The sequence below is a fragment of the Rivularia sp. PCC 7116 genome, assembly GCF_000316665.1.
In the GTDB taxonomy this organism is placed as follows: Bacteria; Cyanobacteriota; Cyanobacteriia; order Cyanobacteriales; family Nostocaceae; genus Rivularia.
Map to the genome: position 1 here is coordinate 3,940,177 of NC_019678.1, position 13,406 is coordinate 3,953,582.

The window sequence follows — 13,406 nt, forward strand, 5'->3', positions numbered from 1 at the left end:
AGAATTTGTATTATAGCTAACTTTTTGTAGTTAAAATACTGTAGGATTATTTGATAATAATAGTATTCGTATGACTACAGTTACATCACAAGAAATTGCTCAATTTCGCTCTACATTTGCTAATTATCCCCCAGCCTTACAAGCACTCGATTTAATTGAGGATTGTGACGGAGATTTAGAAGATGCTGCGATGAATTTGGCTATTAAAGCTGGGCAGCAGCCAGAAATTGCTAATTCTGAATGGCTAGATAGTTTGGCGAAAAAATGGCGATCGCTTATTTGTCAGCAAGAATACCGTTCGGATTTACAATCTGGCTCGGTAGATAAACTGATGGAACAAATCCAAAAAACTCCGACATTCCCCACCGTGTTGGTAACTCCGGTTTTACTTTACGTTTTCAAGCAGGGCATTCCAGAATTTTGCGAACCTTTAGATTTAGTTACTGAAGATTAGAAAAAGTTGGAATTGGGCATGGCAGATGGGTGATTGGGCATGGGGCATGGGGCATGGGGCATTGGTTTAGATGTTATATATTTTCTCCATCTTCCAATCTCATTATTTGCCTATTACCAATTACCCATTACCAATTACCAATTATCAGTTATCAGTAAACAGTGGACAGTTAGTTAGCAATCCCCAATTACTCATTACCCATTACCAGTTACCAGTAGATAGTTAGTTACCAATGCCCAATGCCCAATTACCCTTTAATAGTAATTAAGAAATCGAATTGATGCCATCGGGTACTGGTAGGCTGTTAGTTAGAGCCGTCATTACGATCAGATAAAAGCTTTAACATCAATGAACTATCTCGTAGCAGTATTTCCAGACAGGATGATAGCAGAAGAAGCTTTCACAGCTTTAGAAAAAAAAGGAATTAAGAGTACCATACTCGGTAGAGGCTATAAATCTGCTGATGAATTTGGTTTAATTGACCCTAAAGAACAAGCTAAAAAGCAAGCTAAGTTTATGTCTTTTTGGCTGGTTCCATTTGGTTTTTTTGCTGGGTTTGCTTTTAATTTAATTACTGGATTAAATACCTTTGCCTGGGCTGGAGATATCGGTAATCGTATCATCGGAGGATTGCTAGGTGCTGGAAGTGGGGCTTTAGGCGCTATCTTCGTTGGCGGTGGAGTCGGTTTAGTCACTGGTAGCGGTGATGCTTTACCATACCGCAACCGCTTAGATGCCGGTAAATACATAATTGTGGTTGAAGGAGCCGAAAGCCTGAATCGCGAAACCACCAGAATTTTACGTCAGCTTGAACCCGAGAATTTGCAAGGTTACGCTGCGGAGTAAGCCCGAGGATTGGGGGTTGGGTGTGGGAAAATAAGAAACAGTTTATACCGCCAACTATTGATAATTGTTCATTGATAACTGACAAAATGTTGCCAAGAGAAGAACTTTTAAAGAACGTTGAAAATAGAGATACTGTAGCTCGTGTAATTGATTGTGCCGAGCAAGCAATCAGAACTTGGGAAGTTGTTTTTACCGACTTTCTTTCACCTCCGGAATTGGCAGAAGCTCAGCAAGGTTTTAGTAAGTTGACTGAGGTGGAGTTGTTAGCGTGGGGTGGATATCCCCAAGCTGAAAGAAAAAGAATTGCTATTGCTCGCAACGAACTTCCTTTGGATGAGTCGCAAGTTGAGCTTGTTGCTTTGAATATAGCTGGTAATTTTTTGTTTGATACCGCTACACATCGCGATTTTTTGGGTGCGATGTTAGGAACCGGTATTGTGCGAGAAAAAACCGGCGATATTATTGTACTTGGCGAACGTGGAGCGCAGGTAATCGTTGTTCCGGAATTGGCTGATTTTTTGGAAACAAGTTTGACTCAGGTACGTTCGGTTCCTGTCAAGACTCAAAGGATAGATTTTGGCGAATTAAAGATAAGAGAACCGAAAAAGAAAGAATTAACAACAGTAGAAGCTTCTTTAAGATTAGACGCGATCGCTTCAGCCGGTTTCGGCATGTCTCGCAGTAAAATGGTTGATTTTATTAATGCTGGTGACGTGCGGGTGAATTGGAAAGAAATTAAACAAGCTTCCCATCAAGTAAAAACAGGAGACTTGATTGCAATTCGAGGTAAAGGGCGTTTAGAAGTTGGGGAAATTGCAGTTACTAAGAAAGAGCGTTATCGGATGCAGTTGACGAAATTTGTTTAGGAAATATAGATTGTAGGGTGCTGTGACGGTTACGATAATTTATCAACTGTAACGTAATATTTTAAACATACCGTCACGCACCATTGTTATCATATACAACGCAATATTTTAAATTTACCATTACGCATCATTATCAATTAATTAGTGCGTGACGGCATTATGATGACTATTCGATATGTTCGATAAGTTATCGCACAAAAACGCCCTCACCCTCGAAGGGTGGGGCTACAGGAACAAAGCCCGTCTTCACGGGCTAGCATTGTTATGATGTTGGGTGTGTTACAGATTATGATGCGATCGCGCACTGCTAATAGTAAATATTCAAATTAAACTGACATCAAACCTCGCTTCGGTTGAGGAATATTACGTCCCAATTGTTGAGCAGTTTCAATCCACTCTTGCATCACAACTTCTACATTTTGCAACGCTTCTTGATAACTTTCACCGTCAGCAGCACAACCAGGTAATTCTGGTACTTCTGCGATGAATGATTCGTCTTCTTGACTGTAGTAGAGGATTATTTTGTAGTGAAGCCTCATTTTGTTCTTCTTCTCTTATGTTAATAACTCCTTAAAATAAAGATGGATAATCTCTTCTAAATCTTTATTTGCTTCTGGGGAGATAATATGTTGTTTCATGATTGATTATCTCTAGCTTTACGTAGCTTTTCTCGCAGTCGCTCAACTACAACTTCCCCATCAATACCTTCACCTCTGTCTAACTGCTCAACAGCGACTTCTACTTTTTGACGAGTTTCTTCAACCCATTTTTGATAGTCTTTATCCCACTCTTCTAGTAGTTTTAGTGCTTTACTTATAACTTGTTCGGGATTTTCATATGTACCTCTAGCAATTTGCGCCCTTATAAATTGCTCATCTTCGGGTTTGAGTTGAATATTCATGATTTTTTTGATTGTGGATAAAGATATAATTACTCTTTATTATGACGCAATCGCTTTTAGCCGTCACAGCACCCTATAACTAAGCATTAATAAACTTTTCAGCAGCATTTGTTAATACTTCATCCATCCAAGCATTAATACTTTTACCAGATTTTTTAGCAGCAATAAAAATTTTACGGTGATTTTCTGGAGTTGTACGGAAAGGAAGTTTACCAGAAAAAGGTTTATCAGGCTCTTCACCTAAATCTTCACAGTAAGCAAGGTAATCATCAACTGAATTATGAAACTCTTGACGTGCTTCATCAATCGTTTTTGCTTTAAATGTTATTACGTCATTTATGTCAATAACTCTACCAAATAGTATTTCTGCTTCTGTATCTACTTCGATAATTGCTGAGTAGCCTTTGTAAGTCATCATAGTTCGATTTCTGCTTTTGCCGATGATATCATCTGAAGATATCAAGAGAAGTACGATTGCATTGGTGAGGTTTTCCGAATATTGCACTTTTCGTAATTAACAAAAACGCCCTCACCCTCGAAGGGTGGGGCTACAGGAACAAAGCCCGTCTTCACGGGCTGAGATTATTATTGTATAGATTGTAGGTTAGCTTCACGGCGCACAGAGAAAATAGTTATTTATTAGGAATTAAATTGCAACCTAACCCAACATTGATTTGTCGGTGTTATACAATATTTTACGTTTGGGGAAGCACAATATTGTTTATTCACAACCCTAATGTTGGGTTACGACACGATAGATCAATTCTCGCTTCAAGTTCAATTTGGTTTTCGTGTCTAACCCAACCTACGATTCATAGTAGCTTATAAGAAAAAGATTAATTTGTGTAAGAGTGCGATCGCCATTTTCATTTTTTGCTGAAAACTACGGTAATAGCAGTTTCCAGCAAAAATAATTAAAGAAGGTGAAGCTGGTAATTTCTAAAATTAAGCAGAAGCTTCTACTGTTTCTAAAACAAGTTCGACTACAGGTTTAGGTAAGGGTATTAACTCAATATCTGGACTATTAACGTCTATTCCCTGTGCGCTATTGTATTCTCGTTGAATAACATCAATTTCTTCAGGTGTCATCTTGTCCGCAGCAATCAAGTAAGCAATCAATCTACCTCCTAAATTTTGTGCTTTTTGCGCTCTAGTAATAGTCCCACTTGGAGTTACAAGCACATTTTTCCAAATTGTTGAGGAAATAGACCAATCAATTTGATTAGCTCTTCGTACTGCTTCTTCTAGATTTAAGCCTTCTTTGCGTGTTGCAGCAATTAATCCTTTAAATAAAGCAATTTGTGCTGTTGACTTGAACAAGAGCGAATATGGTTCTTCATCTTTACGCATTGTTGGGATTTCGCTACAGTTAGCTATTGCATCTTGATAAGCTTGTAGTCCATCCAAAACACTACTCCAAAACTTTTCTACTAACTCATAATATTGCTGAATTTCTTCTTCTGAAGGTCGAGAGTTTTGGTCTAATGGTATTTTTTCACTGGAAAGAATCAACTTTACTGTTTCATATACAACGCTGATAGTAGTTAGTTTAATGCTTCTGGCTGCAATAGTATTATTCTTCCACTCAACAATTACATCTTTGTTTCCCTTAGTATCTTCTACCTGGATACCCAAAGGTGCACCATCACTTAATAATTTCCGAGCAATTATAGCGCTACGGTCATCTTCACTTGTGATAATATTATCTCCTCTGCTAGTTGGTTTAGCATAGCGATTAACTTTATTAAAAATACGTCGTGTTTTTTCATTGCTCTCATGCTCGATAAAAATTACGCAGATATCATCGTTTGGAACTTCTTCTCGACAATCTCCTACAATATCATTCTTAATTATTTTCTCAAGAGCTAAAAGACGATGTTGACCGTCAAGCATGATATAAGTACCACCCTTGATTGTCATAATTCCTATAGAATCTGCTGCTGATTTATAAGCTTCCGGAGCTTCAGTATCTACATATTTATTTATACTTTCAAACACAATTTTTCCTTTATAAACAAGAACAATCACTGCACCAAAAAAACGATCTTGTGATTTAGCTATATATGGAGCTATCTGTTCTTCTATTCTTTTAATATCAGGTTCTCGTTGAAGTCTGTCTTCAATACTCATATTTGACCATTCATCAAGCTCCTTAGCAGGACGCACCACTTTTACAAGTTCGCTAGCTTTCATAGTTGCTTGATAATAATTTGTATTACCCATTTGTCCATGTACGCATGAAATTACAGTTGACACTTATAAACTCCTTATATAACTTAGTTATTTTTTTAATCTATTTTTTTGCAAAAATCTTGGAAAAATAACAAGCAAGTAAGTTTTTACTTGCTTGTTATTTAGTTTTTATCAATTAGCCTATAAATTAGTTTTTTCGACTTTAATCAAATTGCTATTCTAGATTTAGCTTATTTATTCCTCTATAAAATTGAATAAGTGTTTCAATAAAAATTTCTTTAGTTTCATCTAAAACCTTTTGATAATTATATATTTCATCAATTATTTGTTTTTCATCCATCTCTGGATAATACTTTGGCTTCTTACCTAATTTTTTTACGTAATTCATTGCGAATGCTACTAAAGTATCTTTTTTATTAAAGATAATACTTAATTCCATGACAATTTTCCTTCTAAAACATAAAAATAATTTACCGCATGAATTAAGCTGAGTTTTTTCATATCCGGCAACTTTATCAAAAATTTACTCTAGTATTTATTTACTATAAAGATATTTGAATTGAGTATTTCTAGTGCTATAATTCAATTTTTTATTAAAAATCAAGCTTATATTTCATATGAAGCTCAAAAACACAAGTTTTAAAATTTAGTATCTTATTAAATTTAATTTAAGGATAAAAATATTAAAAATAACTATTTAACAAAAAAACCGCTTTGTTTGTACAAACAAAGCGGTTTAGTGAATTTAATACTTAAATTTAAGCCGTACCCTTTAAGAGTAATGGCGTTTTACCTACTCAATCCCCTCAATCTTATCCTCAACCTGTTGATACAATTCCCGCAATCTATCAAGATTACTTTCATCTGTATCCCAATAACCCCTACCATTCGCTTCCAACAACGTAGTAACCATCTTCCGAAAAGAATGCGGATTTAAGTTCAACAACCTTTCCTGCATTTCCTTATCTTTCATAAAGGTTTCGTTGCTATCCTCATAAACCCAGTTATCTACAGCATCGGCTGTCGCACTCCAACCAACTGTATTTACTAACCTTTTAGATAATTCCCTCACACCTTCATAACCGTGAGACAACATCCCTTCATACCACTTCGGATTCAACAATTTAGTTCGAGAATCCAAGCGCACGGTTTCTGACAAAGTTCTAACTTGTGCGTTTGCAGTAGTAGTATCTGCCATATAAGCAACTGGCTTTTTACCATCTTTCCGCAAACCAGCTACTACTTTAGTTGGATCTGAATCGTAATAATGGGAAACGTCAGTTAAGCTAATTTCCGAAGAATCTAAATTTTGGAAGGTTACTTCTGCTGTCTTTAAAGTACTCTCAAATATCTCTCGGGAATTTTCCATCATTCCGGGATTATCTTCGGTAAATGCAAAGGATTTACGTTTCAAGTACATTTCCTGTAATTCTGCTTCGCTATCCCAAGTACTGTTTTCTACGGCTAAGTTGATATTAGAAGAATAAGAACCACTTGCATTGGAAAAGACGCGAGTTGCTGCTTGACGCAGGTTAATTCCCATGTCTTCGGCTTGCTTCATTGCGTGTTTGCGAACAAAATTCATTTCTAAAGGCTCGTCTGCTTCCGCAGCCATTTTTACGCCCCTATCTAATAAATTCATTTGGTTGACAAACAAGTCGCGGAATACCCCAGAGCAGTTGATTACAACGTCTATTCTCGGTCTTCCCAATTCCTCTAAGGGTACTAATTCTAACTTGTTGACTCTACCCAAAGCATCTGGAACCGGGCGCACGCCTACCATCCACATTATCTGTGCTAGTGATTCCCCGTAGGTTTTAATATTGTCGGTTCCCCATAATACACAGGCAATTGTTTCGGGATATTCGCCGCCGTTTTCCCGCATTTGTCTATCTAACAACCTATCTACGACAACTTTGGCAGATTTCACTGCTGCCATTGTGGGGATTGCTTGGGGATCTAAGGCGTGGATGTTTTTACCTGTGGGTAAAACGTCGGGGTTACGAATTGGATCTCCTCCGGGGCCAGGTAAAACGTATTCTCCTTCCAATCCTTTGAGTAATGCTCCTAATTCGTTATCGGCGCATACTTGTTGTAAACAGAATTCCAAGTATTCAAATAAAGGTTTTAAAGCTTCTTTATCAACGTTGGGATAACCAGCTTGATGTAAAGCTTCTACCCAAGGTTCTTTTTTACCCATATTGAAGAAATTCAATTTGGAAACTCGGGATACTCTTCCTTCTGCGTCGATTTGGGCTTTAACTAATGCACCAACAGCATCTCTTGTTGTCAAGGTAATATGTTGCAGCAATTCTACATCTTGTAAAATGCCTTTATCGCTATTCCGGTAAATCTCTTCGATGTCGCGATTAATACTATTACCAATTATCCGCTGTAAACTGATAATTCCTTCTTCTTCTCTATCTAACCCAGCAATATTAACTAAAGTGGCAACCGCTTCCTCTGCCGTGGGAGGTTTTCCAACTACGTGTAATCCACATGGTAATAGTCGCGATTCAATCTCCATCAACCGACGGTAGACGCTACCAACGATGTTATCGCGCTCTTCTGCGGACATTTCCTTAGAACTAACTTCCGGTAAGTCGATATCTTTATCAAGATTCACTATCCGGGCTTTATCCATGATGGTATCGACAATGGGAACTCCCCTGCCAGTATCTTTGAGGGTTTGATATGAACCAATTAATTCGCTTAATTCTTTCAACCCTTTATATAAACCAGCGTTTTCTGCTGGGGGGGTTAAATAAGAAATTGTTTCGGCATAGCTGCGACGTTTGGCGATTGTGGCTTCACTAGGATTATTAGCAGCGTAATAATATAAGTTGGGAATTGTACCAATTAAACTATCGGGATAACATTCACCAGACATTCCCATCTGCTTTCCTGGCATAAATTCCAAGGAGCCATGAGTACCGAAGTGAAGTACTGCGTCGGCACCCCAAATTTTTTCTAGGTAAGTGTAGTAAGCAGCAAAACCATGATGGGGACTTGCTGAGCGGGAAAATAACAACCGCATCGGATCTCCTTCATATCCGAAGGTTGGCTGTACTCCTATAAATACATTACCAAACTGCTTGCCGTAAACTAATAAATTTTGTCCGTCGCTATTTAGCTCACCTGGAGGTGCCCCCCAATTTTCTTCCAAACGTTGGGAATATGGTGTTAATTCTTCGTATTCGGGAACTGACATCCGATAAGCAACATTTAGCTCGGGGCTTGCATATTGTGCTTGAGCGTCGTGGATGACTTCTTCCATCAACTCTTTTGCACTTCCTGGTAATTCGGGTAAATCATAGCCATTACTTTGTAAGGCTTTCATTACCTCGTATATGGAACCGAATACATCTAAATATGCTGCGGTTCCCACGTTACCTTTATCCGGGGGAAAACTAAATACAGTAATGGCAATTTTTTTATCTAGTTTGGGCTTAAGACGCAAACTAGCCCATTTAACCGCTCTTTGCGCTATCGCTTCAACTCTATCCTGTAGAGCGATCGCCTTTCCAGTAGCGCCATCTTTACCGGATAAAATTATCGGTTCAATTGCTCCATCTAATTCCGGAATCGCAATTTGCAAAGCAACTTGAATTGGATGCAATCCCAAATCGCTTTCCATCCACTCTTCAGTAGTTTGGAATACCAAAGGCAAGGCTACCATATACGGACGGTTTAACCGTTTTAACGAGTCAATCGCCTTCGGGTGGTCTTGTCTGGCGGGACCACCTACTAAAGCAAATCCTGTCAAAGATACTACAGCATCTACTAAGGCAGTACCTTCCTTATTATTTTTCGCTAAAGCAGAAGTTTCATAAAAATAAGCATCTACCGGCTTAGAAAAATCCAAACCACCAGCAAAAACGGGAATTACCTTAGCTCCCATCGCTTCAAATTCCTGAACAAGCGCCACATAATGTGCATCATCACCAGTTACCAAGTGAGTGCGCTGCAATACTAAACCAATACAAGGCGCTAAAGGATCTTTTAAATCGTCAGAAATATCTTTACGGCTGCTATACCAGTTGAGATATTCCTTCACATCCTCAAACATTGTCGTCGCTAAAGGATGCCAAATTCCCATATCGGGATAGACAACTGGGAGTTGATAATCTTCTACTTTCTGGAAATTGCTTTGATCGACATCTTTTAAAACATATTTATCAGCCAGCATTAACAGAAAGTTTTCTAAATTCTGTGCAGAGCCTCCCAGCCAATACTGAAAACTCAACATGAAATTACGAGCATCTTGAGCTTTTTCTACGGGAAGATATTTTAATACAGAAGGAAGAGTTCTTAACAGCTTCAACATTCCATCTTGGAAAGAAGAACCGGATTTTTCCTTCCGCTTCTTCATAAAGCTGGCGATCGCGCTCTTGGATTGTCCCAAATTCGCCAAGGAAAAGCTACCCATCTTATTCAGACGCATAACTTCCGGCATTGAAGGGAAACATACAGCAACATCGAAATTATCGCGATGGGGTTCGACAGCTGCAACAACCTTCTGAGCTAATTCTTCAATAAAAATAAGTGAAGCAATAAAAACATTTGTAGTTTCTAAATCTTTTTTGAACTCCTGATAATTCTCTTCACTTCGGAGTTCTTCAATTAAATAACCGCTGATTTCGATGGCAATGTTGGGGTGGTTATCGTTTATAGTCCGTACAGCTTGTGATAAAGCACTTTGATACTGGGACTCTAACACGACATAGACCACCTTTATCAAATGTCGGCCAGCGAGATTTTCCGGTTTGATGTGTCTGATGGTGGACTTGACGTGGGTGAACATGCTTTTCCTGACTCCTATGATGCGTGTTCTCGGTTCGGCATTAAGAATTTTTTATCAGATATTGACTACAAATGCGCGTTTTGTCGCTTAACTGACACATTTCGATAACTATAGGCAAATTTTTGTTTACAAAACTTGACATTTTAGTTAAGTGTTTACTCAGTTTTATGTAAATTATTTGTAATATTTATGTTTGGTTATTTGGTTGTTGAGGGATATGTTTTTTTAACGCAGAGGGGCGCTGAGGTTTGCGCGGAGGTTCGCTGAGGGAAGAGGTTGAGGAGAGGATTGGGGTTGGTTGGTTTTGTTGAGAGATTAGTTTTTGTAGGGGTTTTGAGGGTTTGAGTGTTTGGCGATCGCAGAAGTAATTCGGCTGAAAATACACTTAAATAATATTCGAGTAAATAGAGCAAATGCTACAACTTATATCAGATAATATTCGGATGTAATTTGTATTGATATGGATAAAGAAGAATTTTTGAGAAGGTATAAGGATGGGGAAAGAGATTTTTCGGGTATTGAATTAAGAGATGTGGATTTGAGCGGAATTCATTTATATGATGTTATTTTTCGCAGAGCTAAATTAATTAAAGTTAATTTGAGTAAGGCAAGATTATGGAGAGTTGATTTATCTGAAGCTGATTTAACTGGTTCCAATTTATTTGAAGCTGATTTAAAAGAAGCTAATTTAAGAAATGCAATTCTCACGAATACGAATTTAGATTGTACAGAATTAATTGGTGCTGATTTAACAGGTTCAAATATAGATAAAGCGATAAATGTATCTAGTCCACATTTACTTGTAGTAGATGAATCTAAAAATAATAATACGGAATTAGTTAAAGAACTTAGAGAATTAACGCGAGGACTTGAAAACTGGCATAATACTGAAGGTGGTGAGCCGATTGATGTTTTTATGTGGGATACAGCATCAAGAGGAGATTTTACATTAGAAAAATTTTTAGAAGCAGCGGGTTTTCTTGTAAAGGTTGATTCAATTGATTTTTTAGAAAATAAGTTTCCAGTTGAGGAATTTAGTTTTATATTTCAGCAAATAAAATCAGATATTAGCGAAAGAGATTATTATTACTTAAAAATTGGTATTGGATGGATAATCTATATAGTTGGGAAAATTTAAACTGGGGATTGGATTGGAATTCGTAGCAGATTATGTCATACCTGATTAAATTTCAATTGTGACTATACAAGATAAATATTTTGTTTGAATAATAAAATCATGGTTATTCGATTTTTAGTAATTATCCGATAGATTTTTTTTAACTTTCAGAATTGAACTATTCTTCAATTAGCGCAGCGGCGTAGAGGTGGGCTTTTAGAATGTAGAATATAAACTAATCAATTTACTAGCCCATCTCTACGCAATTGAAGAAAGCGCAGCGGTAGTTCAATTCCCGACACCAACGAGCAAAGTAGCGGTAGTTAATTTTTATTTTCCGTTTACATAGAGATAAACCAATATAATAAAAAACTCAGCGCTCCTCTGCGTTTACCTCAGCGTCACTTTGCGTTTAAAAATATTTAATTTGAATATAGGAATTTAGTTCGACTTTCAACTATTACTTTTCTACCCCCTCTCCCCCCTCTCCCCCCTCCCTCAACCTTCCCTAATCATCCAAACCAACATTCCCAAAATGATAATTAATTCCAATCGCGCTTTTTCAGAGCCAGTTGCAATCGCTAACGGCAATCCTTCACTCAAAGCGGAATTTAAATAAAAGCTGGGTTCGATTGGTGGAATATCTGGAAAAAAACTTTGGTTTTCAACGGTTGTTAAATTAAAATCGCGTTTGACTCTTGAAAGCGAGAAATTATCATAGGGCATTATAGATTAGGAAATAGGGAACAGGGAATAGGGAATAGAAGACAAAATCATTGTGAGAAGTTGTATTTTTATTCCTTACATTATTATTAATACTTCGGTTGGTGCGTGACGCTATTTTCTTATTAGTAACCAAGTTCACAATTTCTCAAAGCGTCACACACCCTACAAATAAAAGAATATTTTTTACTGATAACTGTTCACTGTTCACTGAAAAGATGTTTGATATCCTTATTCTTTCCAATGGTCCGGGAGAAATCACAACTTGGGTACGTCCTGTAGTAAAATCTTTACGAGAAAAACTTGGCAACAACCCAGATAAAGTCAGAATTTCCGTTGTTTTATCCCCTTGTTCCAACGCTAGCGGTAAGGAAGCCGATATTGCTCTTTCTTATCCGGAAGTTGATAGAGTTCAATCTGCTCAACATTTCTTTCCTTTTTTATTAACTGGAAAAACCGTTGATAATTGGGATTGGAGAGAAAAAGGTGTAGTATTATTCCTCGGTGGAGATCAATTTTTCCCCGTCGTCATTGGTAAAAGGTTAAATTATCGTACTGTTGTCTATGCTGAATGGGATGCAAGATGGCATTCTTTAATTAACCGTTTTGGTGTGATGAAATCCGAGGTAGCTGCAAATGTTAAACCTAAATACGCTGATAAATTTACCGCCGTTGGTGATTTGATGGCGGAAGCTTCTTCTATAGAGGGGGAAGCACCAATTACCAATTACCAATTACCAATTACCCATTCCCATTTAATTGGAATTTTACCGGGTTCTAAAGCTGCTAAGTTAGCTCAGGGTGTTCCTTTGAGTTTAGCGATCGCTCAACACATTCACAACAAATTACCAGCAACAAAATTCTTCATCCCTGTAGCTCCAACTTTGGATTTACAAACTTTAGCTAGTTTCGCCGACGCTAATAAAAATCCGATGTCGCAATACTTTGAAAATACATCGGCAAAGTTAATTGATATAAATTCAGAAAAACCATATTTACAAACAGCAACAGGTTTAAAAGTAGAATTATCTTTAAAACACCCCGCTTATGACATATTATCTAAATGCAGTATCTGTATAACTACTGTCGGTGCTAATACTGCCGAATTGGGTTCTTTAGCTGTACCAATGATAGTTTTACTTCCCACTCAACAATTAGATGCAATGCGCTCTTGGGATGGTATACCTGGATTACTCGCTAATTTACCTTTTGTCGGTACCAGTTTCGCAAAGTTAATAAATTCCTATTTTCTTAAACGTAAGGGTTTGTTAGCATGGCCTAATATCTGGGCACAAAAGGAAATTGTTCCAGAATTAGTAGGGAAATTACAACCTTCGGAAGTTGGGGATTTGATTCTTGATTATTTACAAAATACTGAAAAACTACGCGAAATGCGCGATGAGTTGAGAAATGCTAGAGGTGAAACTGGCGCTGCCGATAAATTAACTCAGTTGGTGGTTGAAGAGTTGAATAAACAAGTTTGATTCATTTTAGTTTTTTTA

The 13,406-nt window shown here is 37.4% G+C and carries 12 protein-coding genes; 5 read left to right on the forward strand and 7 right to left on the reverse strand.

Translation table 11 applies throughout. The features are described from left to right. The first annotated feature begins 70 nt into the window (after nucleotides 1-70). The 3 genes from RIV7116_RS15320 to RIV7116_RS15330 all read left to right on the forward strand — a co-directional run bounded on the left by RIV7116_RS15320 (nucleotide 71) and on the right by RIV7116_RS15330 (nucleotide 2,166). A complete protein-coding gene (locus tag RIV7116_RS15320; RefSeq protein ID WP_015119210.1) occupies nucleotides 71-454 on the forward strand; it encodes a hypothetical protein in 384 nt (127 codons plus the stop codon). 348 nt (nucleotides 455-802) lie between these two features. After that, a complete protein-coding gene (locus tag RIV7116_RS15325; protein WP_015119211.1) occupies nucleotides 803-1,300 on the forward strand; it encodes a hypothetical protein in 498 nt (165 codons plus the stop codon). An 86-nt stretch (nucleotides 1,301-1,386) separates the two neighbouring features. Then, nucleotides 1,387-2,166 carry a photosystem II S4 domain protein gene (locus RIV7116_RS15330; RefSeq protein WP_015119212.1) on the forward strand — a complete coding sequence of 260 codons (780 nt, stop codon included), beginning with the start codon at nucleotides 1,387-1,389 and terminating at the stop codon, nucleotides 2,164-2,166. Between the two features lie 326 nt (nucleotides 2,167-2,492). Here RIV7116_RS15330 and RIV7116_RS15335 read toward each other — a convergent pair whose 3' ends face one another. The 6 genes from RIV7116_RS15335 to RIV7116_RS15360 all read right to left on the reverse strand — a co-directional run bounded on the left by RIV7116_RS15335 (nucleotide 2,493) and on the right by RIV7116_RS15360 (nucleotide 10,064). Next, complete coding sequence (locus RIV7116_RS15335) at nucleotides 2,493-2,705, reverse strand: type II toxin-antitoxin system HicB family antitoxin (protein ID WP_015119213.1); 213 nt, start codon at nucleotides 2,703-2,705, stop codon at nucleotides 2,493-2,495. 95 nt (nucleotides 2,706-2,800) lie between these two features. Next, nucleotides 2,801-3,067 (reverse strand): type II toxin-antitoxin system ParD family antitoxin, encoded by a 267-nt coding sequence (locus RIV7116_RS15340; RefSeq protein ID WP_015119214.1) that lies wholly within the window; start codon nucleotides 3,065-3,067, stop codon nucleotides 2,801-2,803. 79 nt (nucleotides 3,068-3,146) lie between these two features. Continuing rightward, the gene (locus tag RIV7116_RS15345; RefSeq protein ID WP_015119215.1) at nucleotides 3,147-3,485 is read right to left on the reverse strand and encodes a type II toxin-antitoxin system HicB family antitoxin; all 339 of its coding nucleotides are present in this window, start codon (nucleotides 3,483-3,485) and stop codon (nucleotides 3,147-3,149) included. 527 nt (nucleotides 3,486-4,012) lie between these two features. Then, nucleotides 4,013-5,323, reverse strand: a complete 1,311-nt coding sequence (locus RIV7116_RS15350) for a DNA sulfur modification protein DndB (RefSeq protein WP_015119216.1) — start codon at nucleotides 5,321-5,323, stop codon at nucleotides 4,013-4,015. A gap of 151 nt (nucleotides 5,324-5,474) precedes the next feature. After that, the gene (locus RIV7116_RS15355) at nucleotides 5,475-5,699 is read right to left on the reverse strand and encodes a hypothetical protein (RefSeq protein WP_015119217.1); all 225 of its coding nucleotides are present in this window, start codon (nucleotides 5,697-5,699) and stop codon (nucleotides 5,475-5,477) included. 354 nt (nucleotides 5,700-6,053) lie between these two features. Next, a complete protein-coding gene (locus tag RIV7116_RS15360) occupies nucleotides 6,054-10,064 on the reverse strand; it encodes a magnesium chelatase subunit H (RefSeq protein WP_015119218.1) in 4,011 nt (1,336 codons plus the stop codon). Between the two features lie 460 nt (nucleotides 10,065-10,524). On the opposite strand from RIV7116_RS15360, the gene RIV7116_RS33910 reads away from it, so the two are divergent. Further along, nucleotides 10,525-11,202 (forward strand): pentapeptide repeat-containing protein, encoded by a 678-nt coding sequence (locus tag RIV7116_RS33910; RefSeq protein ID WP_015119219.1) that lies wholly within the window; start codon nucleotides 10,525-10,527, stop codon nucleotides 11,200-11,202. A 477-nt stretch (nucleotides 11,203-11,679) separates the two neighbouring features. Here RIV7116_RS33910 and RIV7116_RS15370 read toward each other — a convergent pair whose 3' ends face one another. After that, nucleotides 11,680-11,907 (reverse strand): hypothetical protein, encoded by a 228-nt coding sequence (locus RIV7116_RS15370; RefSeq protein ID WP_015119220.1) that lies wholly within the window; start codon nucleotides 11,905-11,907, stop codon nucleotides 11,680-11,682. A 215-nt stretch (nucleotides 11,908-12,122) separates the two neighbouring features. On the opposite strand from RIV7116_RS15370, the gene RIV7116_RS15375 reads away from it, so the two are divergent. Beyond that, nucleotides 12,123-13,388, forward strand: coding sequence for a hypothetical protein (locus tag RIV7116_RS15375; protein ID WP_044290966.1), 1,266 nt, complete (start codon nucleotides 12,123-12,125; stop codon nucleotides 13,386-13,388). Nucleotides 13,389-13,406: the final 18 nt, after the last annotated feature.